Raw genomic sequence first — 23198 nt, 5'->3', positions numbered from 1 at the left:
TGCTGATGGGTAGTGCAATCTTCATCGTTGGACGTGATGGCCGGTTGCTCGCAGGATGAACTCCATGACCACCGAACCTGCGGCTCCCGCCGCCGCTCCCGCCGTTCCCGCTCCGTACCCGGCCCCGCGGATCGCCCTGGTGGGCGACCGCTCCGCCTCCGTCCGTTCCCACCAACGCATCCCCGTCCTGCTCGACGCGCTGCGCGAGCGGAACGGGCTGCCGGCCGACGCGTACTGGATCCCGACGGAGGAGGCCGCCCGGCCCGGCGCGGTGTCCGCGTTCGACGCCGTCTGGCTGCTGCCGGGCAGCCCGTACCGCAGCGAGGCGGGCGCGCTGGCGGCGGTCCGCACCGCCCGCGAGGAGGGCATCCCGTTCCTCGGCACCTGCGGCGGCTTCCAGCACGCGCTGCTGGAGTTCGCCCGCACCGTCTGCGGTCTCAGCGACGCCCGGCACGCGGAGAACAACCCCGACGGCGACGGAGACCTGCTCATCGCCCCGCTCGCCTGCTCCCTCGTGGGCCACGAGGGGACGATGCACACCACGCCCGGTTCGCTCGCCGAACGGCTGCTCGGCAGCCGGCAGACGCAGGAACGCTTCCACTGCGACTACGGCCCGGTGACCGAGCTGCTGCCGCAACTGCGCGAGCACGGGTTGCGGTTCACCGGGCACGACACCGAAGGGCAGCCGAGAATCGCCGAACTGCCGGAGCACCCTTTCTTCCTGGCCACGCTCTTCCAGCCGGAACTCGCGGGGGACGGCTCCGTTCCGCATGCTTACATCCGTGGGATCGCCGAGGCCGCCATGTCGCACGCCATGTCACGTATTGGTAAAGAATCGCCGCTGTGACCTGTTCACAGCCACCGCATAGCAGAAAGGATCCTTTCGAATCTCTGTGATCACCGCGACCACAAGTCGCGGGTCAGTAGGGGGAGGAAAATCCTTGAGACGCACTGTTGTGCTCGTCTCCACCGGCGCCCTCATAGCGGGCGCCGTAGCCGCCGCTCCGGCGGCCACCGCCGGAGACAAGCGGCCTACCGGCCAGCACCAGCCGAGCGGACTCGCCGAGTCCATCGGCGTGCAGATAGCGGCCGCCCGTGCCGCTGAGAAGGGCATCGACTGGGCCACGTGCCCGGCCGACTGGGGCCTCAAGGCCCCGGTCGAATGCGGCTATGTCACCGTTCCGGTGGACTACACCAAGCCGTTCGGCAAGACCATCAAGATCGCGGTCGACCGGGCCGCAAGCACCGGCACCCCGGCCGAGCGCCAGGGCGCACTGCTCTACAACCCCGGCGGCCCCGGCGGCTCGGGCATGCGGTTCCCGCTCCGGATCGTCAACAAGTCCGCGTTGTGGGTGAACACCGCCAAGGCGTACGACTTCGTGGGCTTCGACCCGCGCGGTGTCGGCCACTCGGCGCCGATCTCCTGCCAGGACCCGCAGGAGTACGTGAAGGCCCCCAAGGCCGACCCGGTGCCCGACAGCCAGGCGGACAAGGACGCGCAGCGCAAGCTCGCCGCCGAGTACGCCAAGGGTTGCCTGGAGCGTTCCGGCGCGCAGATGCTCTCGCAGATGACGACGGCCAACACGGCCCGCGACATCGACGTGGTGCGTGCCGCCCTCCACGAGAAGAAGCTCAACTACCTGGGCGTCTCGTACGGCACCTACCTCGGCGCCGTGTACGCCACGCTCTTCCCGACCCACGTGCGCCGCATGATCGTGGACAGCGTGGTCAACCCGGACGAGGACCAGATCTGGTACCAGAACAACCTGGACCAGGATGTGGCCTTCCAGGGCCGTTGGGACGACTGGAAGGCGTGGGTCGCCAAGTACGACTCCGTCTACCACATCGGTGACACCCCGGCGAAGGTCCAGGCGCAGTGGGAAGCCCTGCGTGCCGCCGCCAAGACCAACCCGATCGGCGGGGTCGTCGGCCCGGCCGAGCTGCTCGGCTTCTTCCAGGGCGCGGCGTACTACGACTCGTCGTGGGCGACCGTCGCGGGTGTGTGGAGCAAGTACCGCGCGGGTGACACCCAGGCACTCGTCGGTGCGGCGGGACCGGACATGTCCGACACCGCCGGCAACATCACGTCGGAGAACGGCACCGCGGTGTACACCGCGGTGGAGTGCACCGACACCAAGTGGCCGACCAGCTGGAAGAAGTGGGACCGTGACAACACGGAGCTCCACAAGAAGTACCCGTTCCTGACCTGGTCCAACGCCTGGATGAACCTGCCGTGCGCCACCTGGGGCGTCAAGCAGCAGACTCCGGTCGACGTGAAGTCGCACCGCGGGCTGCCCGATGTCCTCATCGTGCAGAGCACCCGTGACGCGGCCACCCCGTACACCGGGGCGCTCGAGCTGCACCGCCGCCTTCAGGGCTCGCAGCTCATCACGGAGAACGGCGCCGGCTCGCACGGTGTCACCGGCCTGGTCAACCCGTGCATCAACCAGCGGGTGGACGACTACCTGATCAACGGCAAGCTCGACGGCCACGACGTCGTGTGCACCCCGCACGCCGTTCCGGTGCCGGCCGCTTCCTAAGCACCGCCCGGTTGCCGAACCTGCCCGGCCGGGTGGCCGCGTAACAGCCACTCGGCCGGACCCGGCACCGTGAGAACACCCCGCCCCGGTCCCTCGTGGACCGGGGCGAGGTCGTTCCCCGGTCATTCCCGGTCGTTCCCGGAAGGGTTGCGGCCGGCCACCGGACCATCCGGTCAGCGGAGCAGTTTCCGCTTCGCCCTCTCGAACTCCGCCCGGGTCAACAGGCCGCGCTTCATCAGCCCCGCGAGCCGTTCCAACTCGTCCGCCAGCGAGACCGGCGGCGGGGCGGCGGCCGCTCTGGGGGCCCGGGCCTGCGCCTGCTTGCCGATCGCGGCCTCGACGGCTCTGCACAGGACCTCGAAGTCCGCCTGCTGTTCCTTGCCGAAGGTGACCGAGGTCTCGGCCCTCGGGGCGGGGCCGCTGCGAGGGCGGCCCGTGCCGTCGGTGACCAGGATGAAGCGGATGCTCCCGTAGCCGGTCCAGCCGGCGGCCTTCCACTGCACGGCGCCTATCCGGGCGACCGGAAGCCGCTCCACGCGCTTGCTCAGCAGGCCCGGCCGTTGGATCGTCACCTGCTCACCGTCGAAGTCGACGTGCACATTCCTGCTGTTGGCATCCATGTCGCCCCCTGAGCGCCGATGGACCGGAATCCTTCCACGGCGCCGGACCGGGCGGGGCGATACGCCGAATCGGGCCGGCGGTGGGGGCGGACTGTCGCCCGCGTGTCCCGGAGGACCCCGGCGGACCGGGTAACTTGGCTGGATCATCCAGGCGAGGCGAAGGCACAGCGATGGCGAAGCTCAATGGCAAGATCAAGTGGTTCAACCCGGGGAAGGGCTTCGGATTCATCACCCCGGCCGACGGCGGCGATGACGTGTTCGTCCACGGCAAGAACATCGAGGGCACCGTCGCCGACGACAAGGTCGTGGAGTACGAGCTCGGGGACGGCCCCAAGGGCCCGCACGCGGTGAATGTGAAGGTCCTCTAGCCGCCGCGGCAGTCCTCCGCCAGACGTTCCGGCTCCGCTGCTAGAGCAGCACGAACATCGCGGCGGTCGCCGCGCCGACCGAGGTACCGGCCACGGTCTGCGCGATCGAGTGGTAGGTGAGCGCGACCCGGGACCAGCAGACGGCGGCGACCAGCGCGTACGCGAGAAGCCACCAGGGAGATGCGACGACCGCGAGCAGCGCGACGACGGCGGAGGCCACAGCCGAGTCCACGCTGATCTTCCAGAGCGTGTTCACGGCCAGCAGGACGACGGTCATCACCCACAGCGAGATCATCGCGATGAGGATGCCGGTCGGCGCGTGGGCCAGGAGCATCACCGCTGAACCGACGCCGATGGAGCCGAGGATGACGGCGAAGATCGGTGCCCGCTGCGTACGGTCCACGACATGCCGGTCGCCCCAGGTGCCGCGCCTGCGCTCCCATTCGATGTAGGCGGCCGGGACGATCCCGGCGCACAGCGCGGCGAACAGTCCCCAGGCCGCGCCGCTCAGGTTGCCCGCCGCGGCGGTCCCGACACCGACCAGCCCGGCGAGCAGGACATTGCGGGGCTGCAGGACGTCGGTGACCGTACGTGCGGCGGAGTCCGACCTCATACGAGCCGCTCCGCGGAGGCGACGGGATGCGGCGGGGACGCCGTGAGGGCTACGGCAGGGGGCGATTCGATCAAGTGGCGCACCAGGTCAGGGTAGAGCCACGCCCTCCGGCCAGGACGCGCGGGCCAGGGCGTGTACAGGGAATGCCTAATCCGCAAGGTCATCAACCCGAGCCCGGAGATCGCGGAGTACCTGAGTGGAGTCTCTGACACCATGGAGCCCTTCGGCGGCTGGTTCCTCGTCCACGACGGTGAGCGGGAGGTCCTGGAAGGCAGTTGGACCGAGATGGACGTCATCTTCGCCGAAGGGGTGCCCGAGGGTTACCGGGGATCCGACGCGCTGGCCAAACTGCCTTTCCAGTACCGGGGTTCGCCCGGGCGGGGGCTTCGCGCCGGGCGAAGGCCACCGCCGGTCACTCGGGTCGGGCCTGCACCTCGGCCCCGCCGCCGCGCCACTCGATGAGCGGGTGATCCTCCACCTCGACATCGTCCAGGCCGGCCCGGCGCAGGAACTCCACGATGTCGGACAGTGAGTACGCGCGGCCGACCGGGGTACCGCCGATCGTCACCCGCCGTGCACCGTTCTCCAGCGGGTAGACGACGACCTGCTGCGCTTCTGGATCCATACCCCTAGGCTGCGCGTTCGAGCGGCCCGGCGCATCTCTTGTGCCGTATTGCGTTCACTCCCTTCACTCCTTTCAATCCCCGCCGAGGTCACGGCGGCGGAAACCGGTCAGACCGGCGGCGCCCGCCGCGGCACCGACCAGGAGGAGCCAGCTGTACGGCGCCGCCTCCAGGTGCCCGCCCGGCAGCTTCGGCAGATGGGTGAAGGGGGAGAGATCCATGACGAGCTGGGGGAAGTGCAGGACAGGACCGAGCTGGCCGCAGAGCAGGAAGGCGGCGAACACCGCCCAGGCCGCCGCCGAGGCCTTCGGTATCCAGCCGAAGAGCACCAGGGACAGCGCAGCCGTGACCCACACCGCAGGAGCCTGGGACAGCGCCGCACCGACCAGCACGGGCAGTTGACCACCGATGTCGCCGATCGTGGCGCCGTAGGCCACTCCGGCGCAGAGACCACCGACCGCGAGCAGCACGAGCGTGCCGAGGACCGGGAACATCAGATGACTGCAGGCCCACCGCACGCGGCCTACGGCGTTGGCCAGCAGGGGTTCGGCGAGCCGGCCGGTCTCCTCCGAACGCAACCGCAGGGTGCTCTGCACGGCATAGGCAGCGGCGAGGCTGCCGAGCAGCCCCATGGCGGTGGCGAAGTAGGAGTCGGTGATGCCGCTCTGACCCCCCATACGCTGGAAGATATCGCTGACCTGCCGGTTCTCCTTGACCATGTCGGAGACCGAGTTGCCCACCGAGCCGTAGAGCGCTCCCGCGACGGCGAATCCGGCGGCCCAGCTGTACAGGGCGCCGCGCTGCAACCGCCAGGCGAGGCCGAACGCGCCGTTCAGCGACGCCGCGGCCGTGGCCCCCCCGGGGCGGGCGGGCAGCAGGCCGGCTTCCATGTCACGTCTGGCCACCAGGAGGTAAGCGGCCCCTGCCGTGACGGCGGTGAAAGCGGCGACGAGCCCGAGCACCCACCACCGGTCCCCGGCGAACGGCCGGAGGTTCTCGGTCCAGCCGAGAGGTGAGGCCCACACGAGAGGGGACGAGGCGTCGGCCGAGGCGGCATCGCCGGCGGCGCGCAGCAGGAACGCGAGCCCCAGCACAGCCCCGGCGAGGCCCTTGGCGACCCGGGCGCTCGCCGTGAGCTGCGCGGTGACCGCCGCGACGCCCGCGAACATCAGCCCGCTGCCCGCGAGGGCGAGGCCCAGGGCGGCCGATCCGGCGACCGGCTGGCCGAGCACCGTCAGCCCCGCGACGACGACCAGCGCGAGGGCGGCATTGGCGGTGAGGGCGGTCAGCAGTCCCGCGGTGAGCGGGGCACGCCGTCCCACCACGCCGGAGCTGAGCAGTTCCTGGCGGCCGCTCTCCTCCTCCTCGCGGGTGTGCCGGACCACGATGAGGATGCTCATCAGGCCGGTGAGGGCGGCGCCGAGGCATCCCATCCGCCAGGCGATGAGCGCACCGGTGCTCTCCCCGCTGAAGGCGGGCCCGTACAGCGCCCGCAGGGAGCTGTTGGCGTTCATGCTGCGGGCCAGACCCATGCGCCCGGCCTCGGTGTCGTAGAGCTTCTCCAGGGAGACGCAGGTGCTGAGCACCGCAGCGGTCAGGGCGTAGACCCAGGCCGGGATCATGATCCGGTCCCGGCGCAGCGCCAGCCGGGTCAGCACACCCGTGCCCGCGAGGGTGCCGGCGCGAGCGCGCGTGGTGCTCACCGCGGGCGCGGTGCTCATGACGGTGTCGGCGGCGCTCATCGGGACACCGCTTCCGGCGCGGCCTGGTAGTGGCGCAGGAAGAGCTCTTCCAGGGTCGGCGGCCGGCTGGTCAGGCTGCGCACCCCGGATTCGCCGAGCTGCCGCAGGACGGCGTCGAGTTGATCGGAGTCCACCTGCAGGGTGACCCGCTGTCCCCGGACGTCAAGGCCATGCACTCCGGGCAGTTCTGCCAGCCCGTGCGGGGAGGTCTTGAGTTCGGCGGTGATCGCGGTGCGGGTGAGATGGCGCATTTCGTCCAGGGTGCCGGTCTCGACGGTGCGCCCCTGGCGGATGATGCTGACCCGGTCGCAGAGCGCCTCGACCTCGCTGAGGATGTGGCTCGACAGCAGCACGGTGGCGCCCCGCTCGCGGGCGTCGGTCACGCACTCCTGGAAGACCTCCTCCATCAGGGGATCCAGACCCGACGTCGGTTCGTCGAGGATCAGCAGCTCCGCCTCCGAGGCGAACGCGGCGACGAGCGCGACCTTCTGTCGGTTGCCCTTGGAGTAGGCGCGGCCCTTGGTGGTGGGGTCGAGTTGGAAGCGGTCCAGCAACCGGGCTCTGCGGTCGGTGTTCAGCCCCCCGCGCAGCCGGCCGAAGAGGTCGATGACCTCACCGCCGCTGAGATTCCGCCACAAGGTGACATCGCCCGGCACGTACGCGATCCGGCGGTGCAAAGCGACCGCGTCACGCCAGGGATCTCCGCCCAGCAGGCGGGCGGTGCCGCCGTCCGGGCGCAACAGGCCGAGCAGGACACGGATCGCGGTCGATTTCCCTGCGCCGTTCGGCCCGAGGAAGCCGTGCACCTCGCCCGTACGGACGCTGAGGTCGAGCCCGTCCAGAGCATGCGTGCGGCCGAAGGACTTGTGAAGTCCGGCCACGCTGATTGCCGTCGTCATGTTTCTGAATGTACAGTAGATTCACAAAGTTGTGAAGATGGAGAATTGTATAAACTCCGGAACCGGGCAGGCGGCCGACAGCGGACCGGGCGGCTGCGGTCCGGCGGGCGATCGGGAGGCGGGCATGGCACAGGAGCAGAGCCACAGCGACGGCGCGGGGGTGCTGACGTTCGTCGAGCGCTTCGCCGCCGAGATGGTCGAGGCGGGAATGCCCCGCATGCCCGGCCGGGTCTTCGCCGCCCTGATGGCCTCGGAGCAGGGCGCGCTCACCTCCGCCGAACTGAGCGAACGCCTCCAGGTCAGCCCCGCGGCGGTCTCCGGCGCGGTCCGCTACCTGGCCCAGATCGGCATGATCGGCCGCGAGCGCGACCCCGGGTCCCGCCGCGAGCGCTATCGCCTGCACAACGACCAGTGGTACGAGACGTTCACCCGCCGGGACGCGATCATCGGCCGGTGGGAGCACACCCTGCGCGCCGGAGTCGAGGCGCTCGGTCCCGACACCCAGGCCGGCGCCCGCCTTGAGGAGACCGCGGAGTTCTTCGTGTTCCTGCAGGAGGAACTGCACTCGATGATGGAGCGCTGGCGCGACCACAAGCAACAGCTCAAAAAGCCCACGGAACCGCTCCGCGACCACGCCGAGCAGATCCGCGAACAGACCCCCGAGCAGACTCCTTCATAGCCGCGGTCGGCGCACGAAAGCACCGGGCCGCCGAGCATCGAGCCGCCTCGCGCCGAGCGCCGACCATGTGTCGCCCCGGTGTGCCCGCTCAGGCCTCGTCGTCCCGGATCCGGACGAATCGTACGGTCGCCTGCCGTCCCGTGCGCACACGCACCTCGACCAACGGGCCGTCGGACACCGGGCGCAGGAGCAGTCCTTCCTCGTCCCGGACCTCGGGACCGAGAAGGCCGGCGACCGCTTCCGCGATCCGCCCGGCGGAGACCGTGTCGAGACGGGGTGAGGTCTGCGCGCGGGTCCCGTCGTCGAACTCGACCAGTACCGAGTCGGGGCGCCGTCCGGGTCCGACGACGCCGACCAGTCGGGCATCGACGGTCTCGGCGTGCCGGATCTTGATCCACCCCGGCCGGGCTCCGGGCCGGTAGGCGGAGCCGAGCCCCTTGCACACCAGGCCCTCCACGCCGTGCGGAACGAGGGTCTCGTACCAGTCGAGCGCCTCGGCGCGATCCGTGGTCGCCAGCACGGTCTGCACCTGCGGCGGCAGGTCGCGCAGCGCCGTGCGCAGCAGTTTCCAGCGGTCGGCGAGCGGCAGGTCCCGGATGTCGCTGCCGGGAACGGCGAGGCAGTCGAAGGCGACGTACGCCACGACGGTGCCCGCCGCGCGGCGCTGCGCGGCGGGGCGCAGCAACTCGGTGAAGGCGAACTTCCCGTCGGCCCAGGCGCAGATCTCGCCGTCGAGGACCAGCCCGGCGGGCAGCGCCCGGGTGAGGGCGGTGGCGAGGTCGGGGAACTCGGTGGCGATGTCGCGGCCGGAGCGGGTCTGCAGGACCGTGCGGTCGCCGAGGGCGAACGCGAGGGCACGGAAGCCGTCCAGCTTCAGGCTGTATTGGACGCCGCCGGCCAGCGCGTCCTCGGCCGGGATGTCGGCCTCGGTGCGGGGGCGCATCACCTCGACCGGCGGGCGCAGGGAGACCGGATCCGGGCGGTTCACGAGAGCCGCATCATGAGGGTCTCGCCATGAAGGTCGTGTCATGAGGCCGAGTCATGGGGCCGCATCCCGAGGGCTGCGTCATGAGGGCAGCTTCCCGGCCTGCTTGCGCTCCAGGAGCGGGGCGAGCAGGTCTCCGTGTTCGGCCACGCGCTCAGGGACGTCGGTGATGGTGAAGGAGAGCTGCCCGGGGTCCTCGCACGCCGCGATCTCGTCCCACGACACGGGCGTGGAGACGGTGGGAGTGGCGCGGGCGCGCACGGTGTACGGGGCGGCGGTGGTCTTCTTCGCCGAGTTCTGCGACCAGTCGATGAAGATCTTCTCGGTGCGCAGGTTCTTGGTCATCCGGGACACCACCTGGTCGGGATGGTCCACCTCCAACTCCCGTGCGAGCGCCTTGGCATAGGCCGCCGCCTGCTCGGGCGAGGCACCGGTCAGCGGCGCGTACAGGTGCAGACCCTTGGAGCCCGACGTCTTCGCCCACGATTCGATGCCGTCGGCGCGCATCCGTTCACGCAGCAGGAGTGCGACGGCGCAGCAGTCGACCACGGTGCGGTTCTCGCCGGGGTCGAGGTCGAGGACGAGCCGGTCCGCCGTACCGGGGGTGGCGGCCTTCCACTGCGGGACATGGAGCTCGATGCACGCCAGGTTGGCGGCCCATACGAGGGTGGCCAGGTCGTTGATCTGGACCTGTTCCATCTCCTCGCCGCTGCTGCGTTCGATGACGGACGTCGTCACCCAGCCGGGGGTACCGGACGGTGGCCTTTTGGCGAAGAACGACGTCGCGTCCACCCCGCTGGGGGCGCGCAGGAACGAGAGGGGCCGGCCGCGCAGGTGCGGCAGCAGGACGGGGGCGACGGTGGCGTAGTAGTGCACCAGTTCGCCCTTGGTCGTGCCGGTCCGCGGATACAGGATCCGCTCCAAGTGGGTGAGGGTCAGCTTGCGGCCCTCGATCTCCGTGATCGGCATAGTATGGAATCTCTCACATTTAGGGACAAAAGGATGAGATCGCTCTGGAGTGGCACGCTGTCATTCGGCCTCGTCGCCGTACCCGTCAAACTCGGCTCGGCCGTCAGCAGCCACAAGCTCGGCTTTCGGCAGATCCACACAGCCGACCACGGGCGGGTGCGCCTCCAGAAGGTCTGTGCACTCGATGAGCAGGTCCTCACCCAGGCCGAGATCGGCCGGGCGTACGAGACGGCCGACGAGCAGTTCATCGAGATCTCCGACGACGAGTTGAAGGCCCTGCCGCTCCCGACCGCCAAGACCATCGAGGTGAGCGGGTTCCTCGACGCCGACAGCGTCGACTTCCTGAAGCTCGACACCCCGTACTTCCTCGCCCCGGCCGATGCCGCCGCCAACAAGGCGTACGTCCTGATGCGCGAGGCGCTCCAGCGGTCGGGCAAAGCGGCGGTCGGCAAGCTCGCCATGCACAACAGCGAGCACCTCGCGCTGGTGCGCGCCGATGACGACGTGCTGATCCTGCAGACCCTGCGCTGGCCCGACGAGGTCAAGTCGACATCCGAGGCCGCCCCGACCGGCAAGGTGAACATCACCGACGCCGAACTCGGCCTCGCCGACACCCTGATCAACGCACTCGGCGAAGCCGACCTCGACGAGTACACCGACAACTACGCCGAAGCTGTCCAGGCCCTCGTCAGCGCGAAGGTCGAGGGTGGCGAAGTACCGTCCGCGGCCGACGGATCCGAGGGCGGCGGCAAGGTCGTCGACCTCATGGCCGCCCTGGAGGCCAGCGTCGCCCAGGCCAGGGGCGACCGCCCCGACAACGCCACCGACGCCACCGTCACGCCCATCAAGAAGCCGGCGAAGAAGACCGCCGCCAAGCGCGCGGCTCCGGCGCGGAAATCGGCACCCAAGACCGACGACGCGAAGAGGTCCACCGCGAAGACCGCGACGAAGAAGACCGCGACGAAGAAGACCGCGACGAAGAAGACGGCGGCGACGAAAACAGCCGGCGGGACGGCCACCAAGACAACCGCCAAGAAGCCGGCAACGAAGACCGCGACGAAGCCGGCGAAGAAGACCGCCGCGAAGTCCGCGGCCGGCAAGAGCACCCGCAGCGCCTGAGGATCTCGCGGTCGAATCCGGCTACTTCGATCAGGCGCACCTCCCCGCGAGTTCCGCTCCCTGGCCGAGGAATTCCGAAACGTCCGACCCGTCGCCGCGCTCTCGGCGACAGAGTGGACAACGGACGAGGAGAACGGGGCCTTCGAGCACTGAAACAGCTCCGCCGCAACACCGACCGAGGAGGTCCGGCCCGCATGGACGCCACCGACAGCACCAATGCCACAGACGCCACCGATGCCGCAGACGCTACCGATACCGCAGGTGCGACCGATGCCACCGCCGCCGCTGACGACAACGACAAGGCGCCCGCGCCGCAGGTGTGGCCCAGCCTGCGCGCCCGTGAGGCGCGCCCGCTGATCCGGTTCCTGGTCGAGGCGTTCGGCTTCGAGGAGACCGTCGTGTACGGCGAGGGCGACCGCGTCGACCACGCCCAGCTCGACTGGCCGCCCGGCGGCGGCATCATGCTCGGCAGCGTCCCCGAGGAAGGCGCGGAGGACCATGTCGCCCTGGCACCGGGCACCTTCGGCGCCTACGTCGTCACCGACGAGCCCGACGCGCTGTACGCCCGCGCCCGGGCGGCGGGAGCCGAGATCATCATGGAGCTGACCGACACCGACTACGGATCACGTGACTTCGCAGCCCGTGACCCCGAGGGGAACCGGTGGTTCTTCGGCACGTACCGCGGTGCGCCGCGTCAGCAGCCGCGCAAGTAGCGGAAGCCGCACATGGGGGAGGGGGGGGGGGGGGGGGGGGGGGGGGGGGGGGGGGGGGGGGCCCCCCCCCCCCCCCCCCCCGCCCCCCCCCCCCCCCCCCCCCCTCAGCGGATCGCGGAGCTCAGTTCGTGGGGCCCGCGCCGGGCGCGGGCGAACCGTACCGGCGCTGGAAGCGCTCGACGCGGCCCGCGGTGTCCAGCACGCGGGACGTGCCCGTGTAGAACGGGTGGCTCGCCGAGGACGTCTCCACGTCGACGACGGGGTAGACGGTGCCGTCCTCCCACTCCACGGTCTTGTCACTGTCCGCGGTCGAACGCGTCAGGAATGCGAAGTCCGCTGAACGGTCGCGGAAGACGACCGGGCGGGAGACGGGGTGGATGCCGAACTTCATGGGAGATACCTTCCGTTGTTCAGGACGGGTGGGACGGCTGGTCCTCGCTCGCGGAGCGTGATCCCCGCGTCAGCGCTCCTCGCGGAAGAGGACGTGCTGTCCGGCGGCCGGGTCGTACTTGCGCAGCACGAGACGGTCGGGGTTGTTGCGACGGCTCTTGCGGGTGACGTAGCTCTGACCGGTGCCGGCCGTCGAGCGCAGCGTGATGACCGGGCGGGCGTCGTTACGTGCCATGGGGTTTCCCTCCAAGTGCGATGGTCTCCAGACACCGAACGGAATGATTGTCATTGTCATTCGGCATCTGGTCGTCTCAACGCGACCCATCACCCGCACATTCCCGATCCGGGAACTCACTCACGGCTACAGCCGTTCACTGTGTGCGTCCGTGCCGGCGCGCACCGACCCGGCGGGGCCGGGGTGTCGCGGCGGCTACTGCGGCTCCAGCGTCCACCACTGGGACGGGACGTCGCGGTCCTCCCACTGCTGGACGTTCGCGCCATCCTCCTTGCTGCCGTCGGCGACCTCCAACGTCTTACCGCTGATGCCGCTGACCAGGGTGACGGTGCCGGGAGCGTCGAGGTGCTGCTCGATCAGCCATTCCTGGGCGCCGAAGTTGTTGGGCCGCCACTGCTGAACGTTCACCCCGTTCTCGAGGGCGGCGCCCGCCACATCGAGCCGTTTGCCGCTGCGGACGTTCTCGAGGTGGTAGAGGGCGCTGCCTTCGTGGATCGGGACCACCCGCCAGATCTGTGCGTCGGTCCCGTTCTCCACGCCTTGCCGGACGTTCGCGCCGCTGTTCCTGCGGCCGTCGGCGACCTCGAGCAACAGGCTGCTGCCCACGTTGCGCACGCGGTACAGGCCTTCGTCGACCGCTGCCGGCCATTGCGTACCGCTCACCGTTCCAGCCCCCGGTCCGTCGTCCATCGACTGTCGACACTGCCACCCGGGCGGCGGCGGTGCAAGATCGACGCGGGCAGGCCCGGTGGAGGCCCGGTTGTGGCGAGACCGGGGCGGTGGGGTGCGGTGTTCGATACGCTGCCCACCCGGGAAGTGACTCCTGGAGAGCGCTCTCCGGCCCATGCTATAAAGGCCGACATGAGCGAAGTCCTCCGACCGGCACCATCGGGACCTCCCACCCTGGAGGATGTGGCCCGCGTGGCGGGTGTCTCGCGTGCGACGGTCTCCCGGGTCATCAACGGGACGCGCAATGTCGACCCGGCCATCCAGGAGACGGTCAGACAGGCGATCGCCGCGACCGGCTACGTGCCCAACACCGCGGCCCGGTCGCTGGTGACCCGGCGGACCGGGGCCATCGCCCTGGTGGTGTCGGGGGCGGGCGGCGGCGGGCAGGACGAAGCGGTGCGCAGTGAGGTGTTCGTCGACCCGTTCTTCGGCCGTGTCGTCAGCGGTGTGGTGGGGTTCCTGCGCCCGCTGGGCATGCACCCGGTGCTGATGCTCGCCGAGACCCCGCAGGCGCGGGACCAGGTGGTGGCGTATCTGCGGCAGGGCAACGCCGACGGGGCGATGCTGGTCTCCACGCATGCGGGCGATCCGCTGCCGGGGCAGATCACCGAGGCGGGCGTGCCCGCCGTGCTGTTCGCCCGGCCGGCCCGGCCGATCCCGATCAGTTACGTCGATGTCGCGCACCAGGACGGAGCGAAGCTGGCCGCCGACCGGCTCGTCGAGCGCGGCTGCCGGGAGGTCGCGACGATCTCCGGTCCGCTCGACGTCCCCGCCAGCCAGGACCGGCTGACCGGCTTCCGCGAGGCGATGGCCCGGCACGGCTTCCCGTATGTGCCCTGCGCGGAGGGCAACTTCACCCAGGACAGCGGCGAGGCGGCCATGGAACGGCTGCTGGCAGAACACCCGAACCTCGACGGCGTCTTCGCGGCCAACGACCTGATGGCACAAGGCGCTCTGCTGGTGCTGCGCGACCACGGCCGGCGTGTCCCCGAGGACGTCAAGGTCATCGGCTTCGACGACAGCAGCGCCGCCACGGCGTCCCGCCCGGCGCTGACCACCATCCGCCAACCCGTCGAGGACATGGCAGCCGAAATGGCACGCCTCCTCCTCGACCGCATCGCGACACCCCAGCAACGCATCACCTCGGTCATCTTCGAACCCACGCTCGTGGTCCGACACTCCGCCTGACGCAGCCTGGGCGCCCGGGCCCGGGGCCGCGTCCGCCGTCGTCGGCACATTGCTGGGAGAGCGCTCTCCCGCCCCTGGCGGGCCATACGCGAACCGGCACCGCGATCCCCCTGCGCCATGCACCGGCCCCTTTCGGGCACCATGGGTGGCATGGCCACCATGATCGACGCCGAATGGCGTGACTTCATCAGCGCGGGAACCCGCACCGGCAAGCTCGCCACCGTCCGCGCCGACGGGCGCCCGCACCTCACCCCGGTCTGGTTCCTCCTCGACGGGGACGACGTGGTCTTCAACACCGGCAAGGAGACCGTCAAGGGCCGCAACCTCGCCCGTGACGGCCGGGTGAGCATCTGCGTCGACGACGACCGTCCGCCGTTCTCGTTCGTCGTCATCGAGGGCAAGGCCCGGATCAGCGAGGTTCTGCCGGAGGTCCGCGACTGGGCGACCCGGATCGCCCACCGCTACATGGGCCCCGACCAGGCCGAGGTGTACGGAGCCCGCAACGGCGTACCGGGTGAACTCCTCGTCCGTGTGCACATCGACAAGGTCATCACGGTCAAGGGCGTGGCGGACTAGAGCCGGTCCGGCTGGTCGGCCGACCAGGCTCTAGCGCGCGGACGAGGCGGCCGCGCCGCCGAACTCGCGCAGGGCCTCCTCGACGATCGCCTCCAGGCGGGCGTGGTGCGCACCGCGCCAGTACACCCGCTCGCAGGACGCGCACTGGGCGAAGACGTCGTACGAGCGCTGCGTGCCGTGCCGCAGTTGGTCCTGGACCGATTCCTTGTCGGCGTCGGCGAGCGGCCCGTTGCAGGCCACGCACCGGGACCACGGCGAGAGCGCGGGTGCGAAGCGCTGCAGTACGTCGCGGAGTTGATCCTCGGGACGGTCGCTGTAAATGTACGCGCCGGCCCAGATCTCCCGCCGGCGCAGCAGCCCGCGGTCGCGGGAGAGCATGACGCGCCGCTCCTTCGCGGAGAGGGCGGCGAGTGCGGGGTCGCCGATGTCCTCGTTCTCGTAGGCGGCGTCGACGCCGAGCAGGCGCAGCCGCCGCGCGAGGGTGCCGAGATGGACGTCGAGCAGGAACCGGAGCGGGGCGCCCGGCACCTGCTGGGGCCGCTCGACGGCCTGGACATGAACGGTCTCGCCGGCGCCTGGGATGTGCGAGACCGAGACCGTGTGGCCGTCGACGAGGAGCCGGCCGGCTTCGGTGAGCGGGACGCCGAGCGATTCGACGACATGACCGAGCGTCGAGGTGCCGTCGGTGACGACCCTGCTCGGGCCCTGGCGCCGCTCCGCCGGTACGAAGAGGTGCAGCTCAGGGGCGAAAATGATGTCGATCTCCGGTCCGTTCACGTTGGCCAGGATGTCATCACGGAGCGGTGCCGGGCCAGTTGATTCCGCTGGGCGTCCACAGCGGACATCCAGAGATTGTTAGATAACTTTCCTAACAGACTATTGACTTGCACCGGCGCGCGGACCGACTCTGCGGTGACCCTGCTGGATCCCCCTGGCAACGGAGGCACCATGAGCCGCACCATGAGTCGGCGCGCTCTTGTCGCGTTCCTCGCGACCGCCTGTCTCGTCCTCATCTCGGCGTTCGCCGGACTGGTGAACGCGGCGCCGAGTTCCGCGGCCCCCGCGGCCACGACGCAACAGACGTTCCTGACGTTCTACGGCTGGTACGACAACACGCCGCCCGGCGGCGACATCTCCTACCCGCAGATCCACGACACCGCCGGCGGCACGGGCACCTTCGCGGATCCGATCACCTTCGCGACGTCCACGGCGGAGCTCCCGGCCGGCACGAAGGTGTGGGTCGAGCGGGTCAGGAAGTACTTCATCATGGAGGACAGCTGCCAGGAGTGCGGTGCCGACTGGAGCGGCCAGGGGCCCAACGGCGGCCCGGGGCTGCGCCACATCGACCTGTGGCTGGGCGGCAAGGGCGGCAACGCGATGAACGCGATCGACTGCGAGGACGCGTTGACGCACTACAACGCGGACAACACCCCGACGATGGAACCGGTCGTCGTCAACCCCCCTTCCAACGAGCCCTACGACGCCACGCCGATCTTCAACACCAGCACCGGCAAGTGCTACGGCGGCGCCCAGCCCAACACCACGGTCGGCCAGTACAAGAACGGCTCGACGGCGCAGTGCATGGAGGATCCCGGCAACAGCTCGACTTCCGGCACCGCCCTCAAGACCGCCGCCTGCAACGGCTCCGCGGCCCAGCGCTTCACCTTCCACGGCGCGTTCATGGTGATCAACAACCTCTGCGCGGCGATGTCCGGCAGCAACATCGTCCTCAACGCCTGCACCGGCGGCCCCACTCAGCAGTGGTCGATCAATCCGAGCGGCACGATCTCCGACATCCAGACCGGGAAGAAGTGCTTCCGGGCCTCGGGCGCCAGTGTGGTCGCCGGGAGCTGTTCCGGCACCGCGAGCCAGTGGGCGTTCACGTCCGCCTCGGCCAGCAACGACTTCTCGCTGTCGCTGAACCCGGCGGCGGGTTCGGTGAACGCCGGCGCGTCCACGACCTCGACGGTGTCCGTGCCGGTGGCGTCCGGTGCGGCGGAGCCGGTGACGCTCTCCGCGACCGGCGCACCGTCGGGCGTCAGCGTGAGCTTCGTGCCTTCGACGGTGACCGCGGGCGGCACTTCGGTGATGACGGTCTCGGCCACCGCGGCGACCACGGCCGGCTCCGCCGCCCTCACGGTGACCGGAACCTCGGCATCCGCCTCCCACTCGACCGGCTACGCACTGACTGTCACCACTCCCGGCGGCGGCCCGGTGCTGCTCTCCCAGGGCCGGACGGCGACGGCCTCCTCCGTCGAATCGACCTCCTTCCCTGCGGCGGCCGCCTTCGACGGCAACCTCACCACCACCCGCTGGGCCAGCAAGGAGGGCGCCGACCCGCAGTGGCTCCGCGTCGACCTGGGCGCCACCGCGAATGTCAGCCACGTCAAGCTCCTCTGGGAGGCCGCGTACGGCAAGGCGTACACGATCCAGACCTCCCCTGACGGCACGACCTGGACGACGATCTACTCGACCACCACCGGCAACGGCGCCACCGACGACCTGACCGGCCTCACCGGCACCGGCCGGTACGTCCGCTTCAACGGCACCGCCCGGGGCACCGCGTACGGTTACTCCCTCTACGAGATGCAGGTGTACGGGACGACCGGCCCGTAACGGATCCGGGGGTGACAGCGACCGTCCACGCGCCCGCGCGTGGACGGTCGCTTATGCGCGTGCGCTTCTGAGCGATGGTCCGTAGTCTCGCCGGGGACTTGACTGGAGCCATGAGAAACCAGCCGAACGCGACCGTCCAACACCCCGCAGGGAGAAGCGAACTGATGAGTGCTGCCCAGAACACCAACGGCGCCCCGCACACCCACATGACGCCCCCGGCCCCGTTCCACCAGCCGTCGCTTCCGGTCCCCGCCCGCAAGAGCGCCGCCGGCCCCGTCCTGGGCGCCGCCACCGTCGCCACAGCGCTCATGGCCGGTCTCTTCTTCAGCTTCGACGTCGCCGTGATGCCGGGCCTGGGCCGCGGTGACGACCGGACGTTCATCGCCGCGATGCAGAACATCAACGTGGCCATCGAGAACCCGGTGTTCTTCCTCGCGTTCTTCGGCGCCCTGGTGCTGACCGGCGTCGCGGCCTTCCAGCAGCGGCGGCTGGGGCGGCGCGCCGTCTTCGGCTGGGTGCTGGCGTCGGTGGCGCTCTACGTCGTGGCGCTCCTCGTCACGATGGGCGCGAACATCCCGCTCAACGACGAACTCGCGAAGGCCGGGGACCCCGCGCACATCCGCGATCTGGCCGCGGTGCGCGACAAGTTCGAGAACACGTGGATCGCGCTCAACATGGTGCGTACGGCGGCCTGCACGGTGGCCGTGGGATGCCTGAGCCGCGCCCTGTTCCTGCACGGCCGGGGCGACGCCGGTACGGGCAGCCGTTGACGACCCCCGGCGGCCGGACCCGCACCGCGAACGGCGGATGCGGGACGGCGCGTGCCACGGGTACGGACGGTCAGGACAGGACGACGCCGGTCGTTCCCTCGTTGCCGTCACCGGCGTTGACGGTGCCCCGCGGTTCGAACATCAGGATCCGCGTCCCGGGCTCGGCGACCGGCTTGTGCAGCGTGCCGCGCGGCACGGTGAACACCTCGTGCGGGCCCAGCTCGACCGTTCCGTCCGGCAGTTCCAGGCGCAGCCGGCCGGCGAGGACGAGGAAGAACTCGTCGGTGTCCGCGTGGCGGTGCTCGGAGAACTCGCCCTCGACGTTGGCGACCTTGACGTCGTAGTCGTTGACCTGGGCCAGGACGTGCGGCAGCCACTTCTCCGGGACGGCGTCCATGACGGTGTCGATGTTGCGCTTGCCGCCCGGGACGGCGGGTGCCTCCGTGATGGATTCGATGCGCGGGGCGGCGATCTCCGCGTAGTCCTTGGCCGACAGCGCCAGGGAACGGTCCAGCCGGGCCGCGTTGAAGAAGATCTCGTCGTGTTCCAGCAGCGCCGGATCCACGATGAGTTCCAGCTTCTCGTCGAATGAGAACGGCAGCACGGTGCCGCTGACACTGCCCGCCAGCCGCTCGGCGGTCTCCTTCGGCGCGAACGAGATGTACGTCCCGCCGAAGAGCGCCTTCACCGCGCCGAGGTCCAGCCGCCGGTCGCCGGGCACGACGGCGAGGACGTACTTGGTCGTCTTCTTGCCGAGCTTGACCATGACGATGATGCATTTGGCCGCCTGCGCAAGCACGTTGCCCCGCAACTCGCTGACCAACTCGGTGGCGCCCTGCGGCGCGTGGTCGATGGTCCGGTAGACCGCACCGTGCTCGTCGAGCAGGGCGATCAGCCCGTTGTACGTCGCGTGCTGGTTCGTGTCCGTCGTGTCCTCGGTGTCGGTCATGACTTATTAAACCTCGCGGCGAACGCGGCGCGGGTGGGGGAGTCCTCGCGCCGGTCCAGCACGGGGAAGACGACCTCGTCGAACCGGCCGGCGAAGCGCCCGGCACCGGTCAGATGGCGGTGGAAGGCGTCCGCGACCTGCGCGGGATCGCACTGGAAGACCCCGCAGCCCCAGGCGCCCAGCACCAGCCGACGGTAACCCTGGGCGGCGGCGACCTCCAGAACGCGCCCGGCACGCGTGAGCAGCGCCCGCGGGATCTGGTCCACCCGGTTGGGGAGATTGCGGGTGATCACCCCGGCGTTCGGCGCGGGAGAGGTCAGGAACCCCACCTCGTACGGCTCCTCCAGCAGCGCGCCGCGGTCGTCTCGGAAGACCGGCACGGCGGGGGAGTGGATGACGCGGTCCGTGTAGAAGGGGTCGCGGTCGGCACGGTGGACGGCGTAGAGGTCCGGCGTGCTCACCACGCAGGTGTACAGGGCCGACGCGCGGCACAGCGATTCCTCCTGCGCCTGGGCGCCGTTGAGGTAACCGCCGCCCGGATTGCGGGCCGAGGAGAAGTTGAGGACGGCGACGGGCTCGTCCGCGGAACTCTTCAGCCGGCGCGCGGCCTGGAGACTGCTCTCGGCGGTGACGCCGAACACGGTGGCCGCCGGCGGACCGGGCGCCGCAGGCACGTCCACCGGCTCCGGCCCGAACAGCCGGGTCCCGGCGACCGCTCGGGCCACGCCCGCGCCGATCGGTATCTCCCGCCCGCTGGGCGCCAGGTACCGGCCTGCCGTGACGATCTCCTGCGTGTGCCGGGCGATGCCGCGCAGCCGGGCGCTCATGGCCGGCACCGCGTTCTGTTCGTGTTCACGGGTCCCGACCCTATGGCGCCCACCTGCGGCGGAGCCAGTGGTTTCGCTCCCGCCGACCGGTCCGGGGCCCGTGTTAAGCCCGCCCGCGGTGCGTCGGCGGACGCGGACCTTGCGAACGCGACAGTCGCGATATAGCGTAAGTCTGGTCCGCGTCCGACCAGGAGGTTGCCCGGTGTCCGACACCCCAGCGGAGTCCCGTTCCGCCGACATCGACCTGCGCGCTTCGGACCAGGAACGCGATCAGACCGCCGCGATTCTCGCCGATGCGCTCGCCATTGGCCGGCTCACCACCGACGAGCACGCCGAGCGCCTGGAAGCCACCTACGCGGCGCGCACCCGCGGTGAACTCGCGCCGATCACCGGCGATCTGCCGGAACCGGCGGCGGGCGCGAATCTGGTCGCCCCCACCGACGCGGCTCCGGTCGACGCCCTCTTCAGCAAGATCCGGCGGAGCGGCCAGTGGCCGGTCCCGCCGCACACCGTCGCGCACGCCCGGTTCGGCGCCGTGGTGATCGACCTGCGGCAGGCGGTGTTCACCCGGCGCGAGGTCGTCATCGAGGCAGGCTCCTTCTGCGGCAAGGTCGAGATCGTCGTCCCCGACAACGCCCGTGTCTACGACACCGGGACCGCCCTGTTCGGCAAGCGCTCCCAGCTCGGCGGACACGACAGGACCAAGGACGACTGGGACGAGGACGGCCCCGTGGTGCACATCACCGGCCGCTCCGTCTTCGGCCATGTCCGGGTCATGCGGAGCTACAAGTACCCCTGGCGCGACGGCCGCTAGGGCAGCAGCCGCGGGTGCGGTGGCGACGAGGTCACGACGGCCGTCGCAGCCGTGCCGCGACACCGCGCGCCTGCTCGGCCTTGACCTCGTTCGCGTACCGGTCGACGTACTCCTGCCCGGACATCGCCAGGATCGCGTACATGATCTCGTCGGTCGCCGACCGCACCACGTACCGCTCCCCTTCCATGCCCACGAACCGGCTGAACTCCATGGGGGCGCCGAAGCGGATCGTGACCCGGCCCAGCCGGGGGAGCTTGCGTCCGGGCGGCTGCAGTTCGAAGGTGCCCACCATCGCGCACGGGATGACCGGCACCTGCGCCGTGATCGCCATAGCAGCCACCCCGGTACGCCCCTTGTACAGCCGGCCGTCGTGCGACCGGGTGCCCTCCGGATAGATGCCCAGCAGATGGCCGCGCCGCAGCACGCCCAGCCCGGACTTCAGCGCCGCCTGCGAGGCCTTGCCGCCCGCGCGGTCCACCGGGATCTGCCCCACCCCGCGGAAGAACGCGGCCGTCAGCCGGCCCTTGAGGCCGCCGCCGGTGAAGTACTCGGCCTTCGCCAGGAAGGTGATCCGGCGCGGCAGGATCGCCGGCATCAGGAAATGGTCGGAGAACGACAGATGGTTGCCCGCCACGATCGCGGCGCCGTCCTCCGGAATGTGCTGCAGTCCCTCGATCCGCGGCCGGAACAACAGCCGCAGCAACGGCCCCAGGATCACGTATTTGAGCACGTGGTAGAACACGCCCGCCGTTTCCCCCCTCCGCGCCGGGGAACGCCCGCACCCCGGTGACCAGGCACAGTAGTGCCGATACGGGCGGGGCGCGAGAGGACCGGTATCGGCCGTTTCGCCGTGTCGGTTTTGAGGAGCCAGTGATGCTCCCGGTGCCCAGGGCCCTTCGGGTGAACCGGGGAGGTCGCGGGGGCGGCCCCGCCGTCAGCGCGGCAGCTTGATGGCCAGCACGCCGGCGGTGCACAGGCCCAGCAGCACCCAGCTGAACCACAGCCAGGCGTTCGCGCCCAGCACCACCGTGTAGGCGGACACCGCCACCAGAGATGCCACGGTGCACACCGCCATCGCCTTCGCGGGTGTCGGCATGACGCCCTCCTCCCGAGAACCGCGGGACGTCCCGCCCGGCGGCGGCCCGGTCTCCATGGTGACCGGCCGCCGCCTCCGGCGCTACCAGTCGCCGTCGGTCACCTGGCCGTCGTCCTTCAACTTCTTCACCTGGCCGGGCTGGACCGGCGTCCACGGCTGCTGGTCGTCGCCCAGCCAGTCGCCCACCGGCTTCACGTCCGCCAGCGGGGCCGCGGCGGCGAGATCGTCGGCGTCCGCGTCGTAGTAGTCGAACCAGGGCAGGCCCGCGGCGTTGTAGGCCGCCCGGTCCACCGGGGACGGCGGCGGTGCCTCGCCGGTGATCTGCCGCCACTGCGGGGCGGTCGCCAGATGGACGAAGATCCGCCCCGACGGCTCCAGCCGCCAGTCGGTCGGCAGCCGCTCGTCGCGGTAGACCTCCTGGCGCATCCGGCCGCCGGCACCCAGGCCCATCGACGGCGCGGCCGGAGCGGCCGCCCTGGCCGCCATCGGCATCGCCGCTCCGTACCCCGCCATGGGAGGCATGCTCTCCTCCTCGTCGGGCGCGACACCCCAGGGCCCGCGGGTGGCGAACGCGCGCCGCTCCTGCTCCGCGCGCCAGACCGCGAGCGGTTCGTCCCGCAGCTCGAAGGCCTGCAGTTGCACCCCGCCCCAGACCTCCTCACCGGAGACCTGGCCCTCCACCGTCGCCCCCAGGCCCAGCGGCACCGCGACGAACTGCCGGATCGTGCCGGATCCGGAGTTGATGCCGTCCAGCCAGGGCTGCCGGGGCAATACCACGTAGTTCTGCGGATCCTGCGACAGCCGGTCGCTCCACGGCCGCCCCGAGACCGCGCACACCTTGCCCACGCCCACCTGGAGGGCGACCGGCACCTGCGAGGAGAAGCTCAGCCACATCGCCTCGCGCTGGTAGACCGGCAGCACCACGCCGCCGCGGGTGAGCCACTCGGCGGGCGCCCGGTCCGGATAGTCCGCCACCCTGCGCAGCGGAAACGTGCCGATCCCCGGCGGCAGCGGATGCGTTCCGGTCTCGGGCAGGCGCAGCGTGCGCATGAACCGCACGGTCACCCCACCCGGCAGCTCCAGCGCCCCGCCCGATATCCGCACCTGGTCCCCCATCTCGCGCCTCCCCTAGGTCAGC

Annotated in this window: 28 protein-coding genes and 1 pseudogene; 12 read left to right on the top strand and 17 right to left on the bottom strand. The window is 70.6% G+C overall.

All coding sequences use genetic code 11. The features are described 5' to 3' along the window. The first annotated feature begins 64 nt into the window (after positions 1 to 64). On the top strand, positions 65 to 847 hold the full coding sequence (locus AC07DC_RS22725) for a CTP synthase C-terminal region-related (seleno)protein (protein WP_478916245.1): 783 nt from the start codon (positions 65 to 67) through the stop codon (positions 845 to 847). A 94-nt stretch (positions 848 to 941) separates the two neighbouring features. Then, the gene (locus AC07DC_RS22720) at positions 942 to 2540 is read left to right on the top strand and encodes an alpha/beta hydrolase (protein WP_478916244.1); all 1599 of its coding nucleotides are present in this window, start codon (positions 942 to 944) and stop codon (positions 2538 to 2540) included. A 173-nt stretch (positions 2541 to 2713) separates the two neighbouring features. Here AC07DC_RS22720 and AC07DC_RS22715 read toward each other — a convergent pair whose 3' ends face one another. Further along, complete coding sequence (locus tag AC07DC_RS22715) at positions 2714 to 3160, bottom strand: DUF4429 domain-containing protein (RefSeq protein WP_478916243.1); 447 nt, start codon at positions 3158 to 3160, stop codon at positions 2714 to 2716. 170 nt (positions 3161 to 3330) lie between these two features. Between AC07DC_RS22715 and AC07DC_RS22710 the strand changes: the two genes are divergently transcribed. After that, a complete protein-coding gene (locus AC07DC_RS22710; RefSeq protein WP_478916242.1) occupies positions 3331 to 3528 on the top strand; it encodes a cold-shock protein in 198 nt (65 codons plus the stop codon). Positions 3529 to 3568: 40 nt separating this feature from the next. On the opposite strand, the gene AC07DC_RS22705 is transcribed toward AC07DC_RS22710, so the two are convergent. Then, positions 3569 to 4141, bottom strand: a complete 573-nt coding sequence (locus tag AC07DC_RS22705; protein ID WP_478916241.1) for a hypothetical protein — start codon at positions 4139 to 4141, stop codon at positions 3569 to 3571. A gap of 132 nt (positions 4142 to 4273) precedes the next feature. Between AC07DC_RS22705 and AC07DC_RS22700 the strand changes: the two genes are divergently transcribed. Then, complete coding sequence (locus AC07DC_RS22700; protein ID WP_478916240.1) at positions 4274 to 4603, top strand: DUF1330 domain-containing protein; 330 nt, start codon at positions 4274 to 4276, stop codon at positions 4601 to 4603. Here AC07DC_RS22700 and AC07DC_RS22695 read toward each other — a convergent pair. The 3 genes from AC07DC_RS22695 to AC07DC_RS22685 all read right to left on the bottom strand — a co-directional run bounded on the left by AC07DC_RS22695 (position 4554) and on the right by AC07DC_RS22685 (position 7405). Continuing rightward, positions 4554 to 4766, bottom strand: a complete 213-nt coding sequence (locus AC07DC_RS22695; protein ID WP_478916239.1) for a hypothetical protein — start codon at positions 4764 to 4766, stop codon at positions 4554 to 4556. The two genes, AC07DC_RS22700 and AC07DC_RS22695, sit on opposite strands and share 50 nt — an antisense overlap. A gap of 72 nt (positions 4767 to 4838) precedes the next feature. Continuing rightward, positions 4839 to 6506 (bottom strand): ABC transporter permease, encoded by a 1668-nt coding sequence (locus tag AC07DC_RS22690; protein WP_478916238.1) that lies wholly within the window; start codon positions 6504 to 6506, stop codon positions 4839 to 4841. Further along, complete coding sequence (locus AC07DC_RS22685) at positions 6503 to 7405, bottom strand: ABC transporter ATP-binding protein (protein ID WP_478916237.1); 903 nt, start codon at positions 7403 to 7405, stop codon at positions 6503 to 6505. The genes AC07DC_RS22690 and AC07DC_RS22685 overlap by 4 nt, the downstream gene beginning before the upstream one ends. Before the next feature lie 124 nt (positions 7406 to 7529). On the opposite strand from AC07DC_RS22685, the gene AC07DC_RS22680 reads away from it, so the two are divergent. After that, the gene (locus tag AC07DC_RS22680; RefSeq protein ID WP_478916235.1) at positions 7530 to 8084 is read left to right on the top strand and encodes a GbsR/MarR family transcriptional regulator; all 555 of its coding nucleotides are present in this window, start codon (positions 7530 to 7532) and stop codon (positions 8082 to 8084) included. A gap of 88 nt (positions 8085 to 8172) precedes the next feature. On the opposite strand, the gene AC07DC_RS22675 is transcribed toward AC07DC_RS22680, so the two are convergent. Together AC07DC_RS22675 and ligD are read right to left on the bottom strand one after the other, a co-directional pair. Beyond that, the gene (locus tag AC07DC_RS22675) at positions 8173 to 9072 is read right to left on the bottom strand and encodes an ATP-dependent DNA ligase (RefSeq protein WP_478916234.1); all 900 of its coding nucleotides are present in this window, start codon (positions 9070 to 9072) and stop codon (positions 8173 to 8175) included. Positions 9073 to 9150: 78 nt separating this feature from the next. Continuing rightward, the gene (ligD, locus tag AC07DC_RS22670; protein ID WP_478916233.1) at positions 9151 to 10038 is read right to left on the bottom strand and encodes a non-homologous end-joining DNA ligase; all 888 of its coding nucleotides are present in this window, start codon (positions 10036 to 10038) and stop codon (positions 9151 to 9153) included. 33 nt (positions 10039 to 10071) lie between these two features. On the opposite strand from ligD, the gene ku reads away from it, so the two are divergent. Both ku and AC07DC_RS22660 read left to right on the top strand, forming a co-directional pair. Next, a complete protein-coding gene (gene ku, locus AC07DC_RS22665; protein ID WP_478916232.1) occupies positions 10072 to 11157 on the top strand; it encodes a non-homologous end joining protein Ku in 1086 nt (361 codons plus the stop codon). Between the two features lie 194 nt (positions 11158 to 11351). Continuing rightward, entirely contained in the window at positions 11352 to 11870 is a 519-nt protein-coding gene (locus tag AC07DC_RS22660) for a VOC family protein (protein ID WP_478916231.1), read from the top strand. Between the two features lie 121 nt (positions 11871 to 11991). On the opposite strand, the gene AC07DC_RS22655 is transcribed toward AC07DC_RS22660, so the two are convergent. The 3 genes from AC07DC_RS22655 to AC07DC_RS22645 all read right to left on the bottom strand — a co-directional run bounded on the left by AC07DC_RS22655 (position 11992) and on the right by AC07DC_RS22645 (position 13158). After that, positions 11992 to 12261 (bottom strand): type B 50S ribosomal protein L31, encoded by a 270-nt coding sequence (locus AC07DC_RS22655; protein WP_478916230.1) that lies wholly within the window; start codon positions 12259 to 12261, stop codon positions 11992 to 11994. A 69-nt stretch (positions 12262 to 12330) separates the two neighbouring features. Then, the gene (rpmG, locus tag AC07DC_RS22650) at positions 12331 to 12495 is read right to left on the bottom strand and encodes a 50S ribosomal protein L33 (protein ID WP_277436626.1); all 165 of its coding nucleotides are present in this window, start codon (positions 12493 to 12495) and stop codon (positions 12331 to 12333) included. Between the two features lie 195 nt (positions 12496 to 12690). Beyond that, positions 12691 to 13158: an RICIN domain-containing protein gene (locus AC07DC_RS22645; protein ID WP_478916229.1), complete on the bottom strand. Its 468-nt coding sequence runs from the start codon at positions 13156 to 13158 to the stop codon at positions 12691 to 12693. A gap of 198 nt (positions 13159 to 13356) precedes the next feature. Between AC07DC_RS22645 and AC07DC_RS22640 the strand changes: the two genes are divergently transcribed. Together AC07DC_RS22640 and AC07DC_RS22635 are read left to right on the top strand one after the other, a co-directional pair. After that, on the top strand, positions 13357 to 14412 hold the full coding sequence (locus AC07DC_RS22640) for a LacI family DNA-binding transcriptional regulator (protein ID WP_478916228.1): 1056 nt from the start codon (positions 13357 to 13359) through the stop codon (positions 14410 to 14412). Between the two features lie 159 nt (positions 14413 to 14571). Beyond that, positions 14572 to 14988, top strand: a complete 417-nt coding sequence (locus AC07DC_RS22635; RefSeq protein ID WP_478916423.1) for a PPOX class F420-dependent oxidoreductase — start codon at positions 14572 to 14574, stop codon at positions 14986 to 14988. 30 nt (positions 14989 to 15018) lie between these two features. On the opposite strand, the gene AC07DC_RS22630 is transcribed toward AC07DC_RS22635, so the two are convergent. Then, the gene (locus AC07DC_RS22630; RefSeq protein WP_478916227.1) at positions 15019 to 15765 is read right to left on the bottom strand and encodes a Mut7-C RNAse domain-containing protein; all 747 of its coding nucleotides are present in this window, start codon (positions 15763 to 15765) and stop codon (positions 15019 to 15021) included. A gap of 171 nt (positions 15766 to 15936) precedes the next feature. Here AC07DC_RS22630 and AC07DC_RS22625 point away from each other — a divergent pair, with 171 nt between their 5' ends. Together AC07DC_RS22625 and AC07DC_RS22620 are read left to right on the top strand one after the other, a co-directional pair. Further along, the gene (locus tag AC07DC_RS22625) at positions 15937 to 17604 is read left to right on the top strand and encodes a discoidin domain-containing protein (protein ID WP_478916226.1); all 1668 of its coding nucleotides are present in this window, start codon (positions 15937 to 15939) and stop codon (positions 17602 to 17604) included. A 164-nt stretch (positions 17605 to 17768) separates the two neighbouring features. Further along, the gene (locus AC07DC_RS22620) at positions 17769 to 18374 is read left to right on the top strand and encodes an anthrone oxygenase family protein (protein WP_478916225.1); all 606 of its coding nucleotides are present in this window, start codon (positions 17769 to 17771) and stop codon (positions 18372 to 18374) included. Positions 18375 to 18444: 70 nt separating this feature from the next. On the opposite strand, the gene AC07DC_RS22615 is transcribed toward AC07DC_RS22620, so the two are convergent. The 3 genes and pseudogenes from AC07DC_RS22615 to AC07DC_RS22605 all read right to left on the bottom strand — a co-directional run bounded on the left by AC07DC_RS22615 (position 18445) and on the right by AC07DC_RS22605 (position 20150). Continuing rightward, complete coding sequence (locus AC07DC_RS22615) at positions 18445 to 18771, bottom strand: cupin domain-containing protein (RefSeq protein WP_478916422.1); 327 nt, start codon at positions 18769 to 18771, stop codon at positions 18445 to 18447. A 48-nt stretch (positions 18772 to 18819) separates the two neighbouring features. Further along, positions 18820 to 19323, bottom strand: a pseudogene (locus tag AC07DC_RS22610) (YbaK/EbsC family protein); the annotation flags it as partial. After that, entirely contained in the window at positions 19320 to 20150 is an 831-nt protein-coding gene (locus AC07DC_RS22605) for a TIGR02452 family protein (RefSeq protein WP_478916224.1), read from the bottom strand. The pseudogene AC07DC_RS22610 and the gene AC07DC_RS22605, both read right to left, overlap by 4 nt. A 202-nt stretch (positions 20151 to 20352) precedes the next feature. Here AC07DC_RS22605 and AC07DC_RS22600 point away from each other — a divergent pair, with 202 nt between their 5' ends. Beyond that, a complete protein-coding gene (locus AC07DC_RS22600) occupies positions 20353 to 20964 on the top strand; it encodes a DUF1707 SHOCT-like domain-containing protein (protein ID WP_478916223.1) in 612 nt (203 codons plus the stop codon). Between the two features lie 31 nt (positions 20965 to 20995). On the opposite strand, the gene AC07DC_RS22595 is transcribed toward AC07DC_RS22600, so the two are convergent. The 3 genes from AC07DC_RS22595 to AC07DC_RS22585 form a co-directional block, all read right to left on the bottom strand. Next, on the bottom strand, positions 20996 to 21706 hold the full coding sequence (locus tag AC07DC_RS22595; protein ID WP_478916222.1) for a lysophospholipid acyltransferase family protein: 711 nt from the start codon (positions 21704 to 21706) through the stop codon (positions 20996 to 20998). Between the two features lie 192 nt (positions 21707 to 21898). Further along, positions 21899 to 22060: a hypothetical protein gene (locus tag AC07DC_RS22590; RefSeq protein ID WP_478916221.1), complete on the bottom strand. Its 162-nt coding sequence runs from the start codon at positions 22058 to 22060 to the stop codon at positions 21899 to 21901. Positions 22061 to 22141: 81 nt separating this feature from the next. Then, positions 22142 to 23176, bottom strand: coding sequence for a hypothetical protein (locus AC07DC_RS22585; protein WP_478916220.1), 1035 nt, complete (start codon positions 23174 to 23176; stop codon positions 22142 to 22144). Positions 23177 to 23198 lie beyond the last annotated feature (22 nt).

Source organism: Streptomyces sp. NPDC045021, assembly GCF_056432645.1.
Note: the sequence above shows the minus strand (reverse complement) of the source record. Positions and strands in the feature narration are given on the sequence as shown.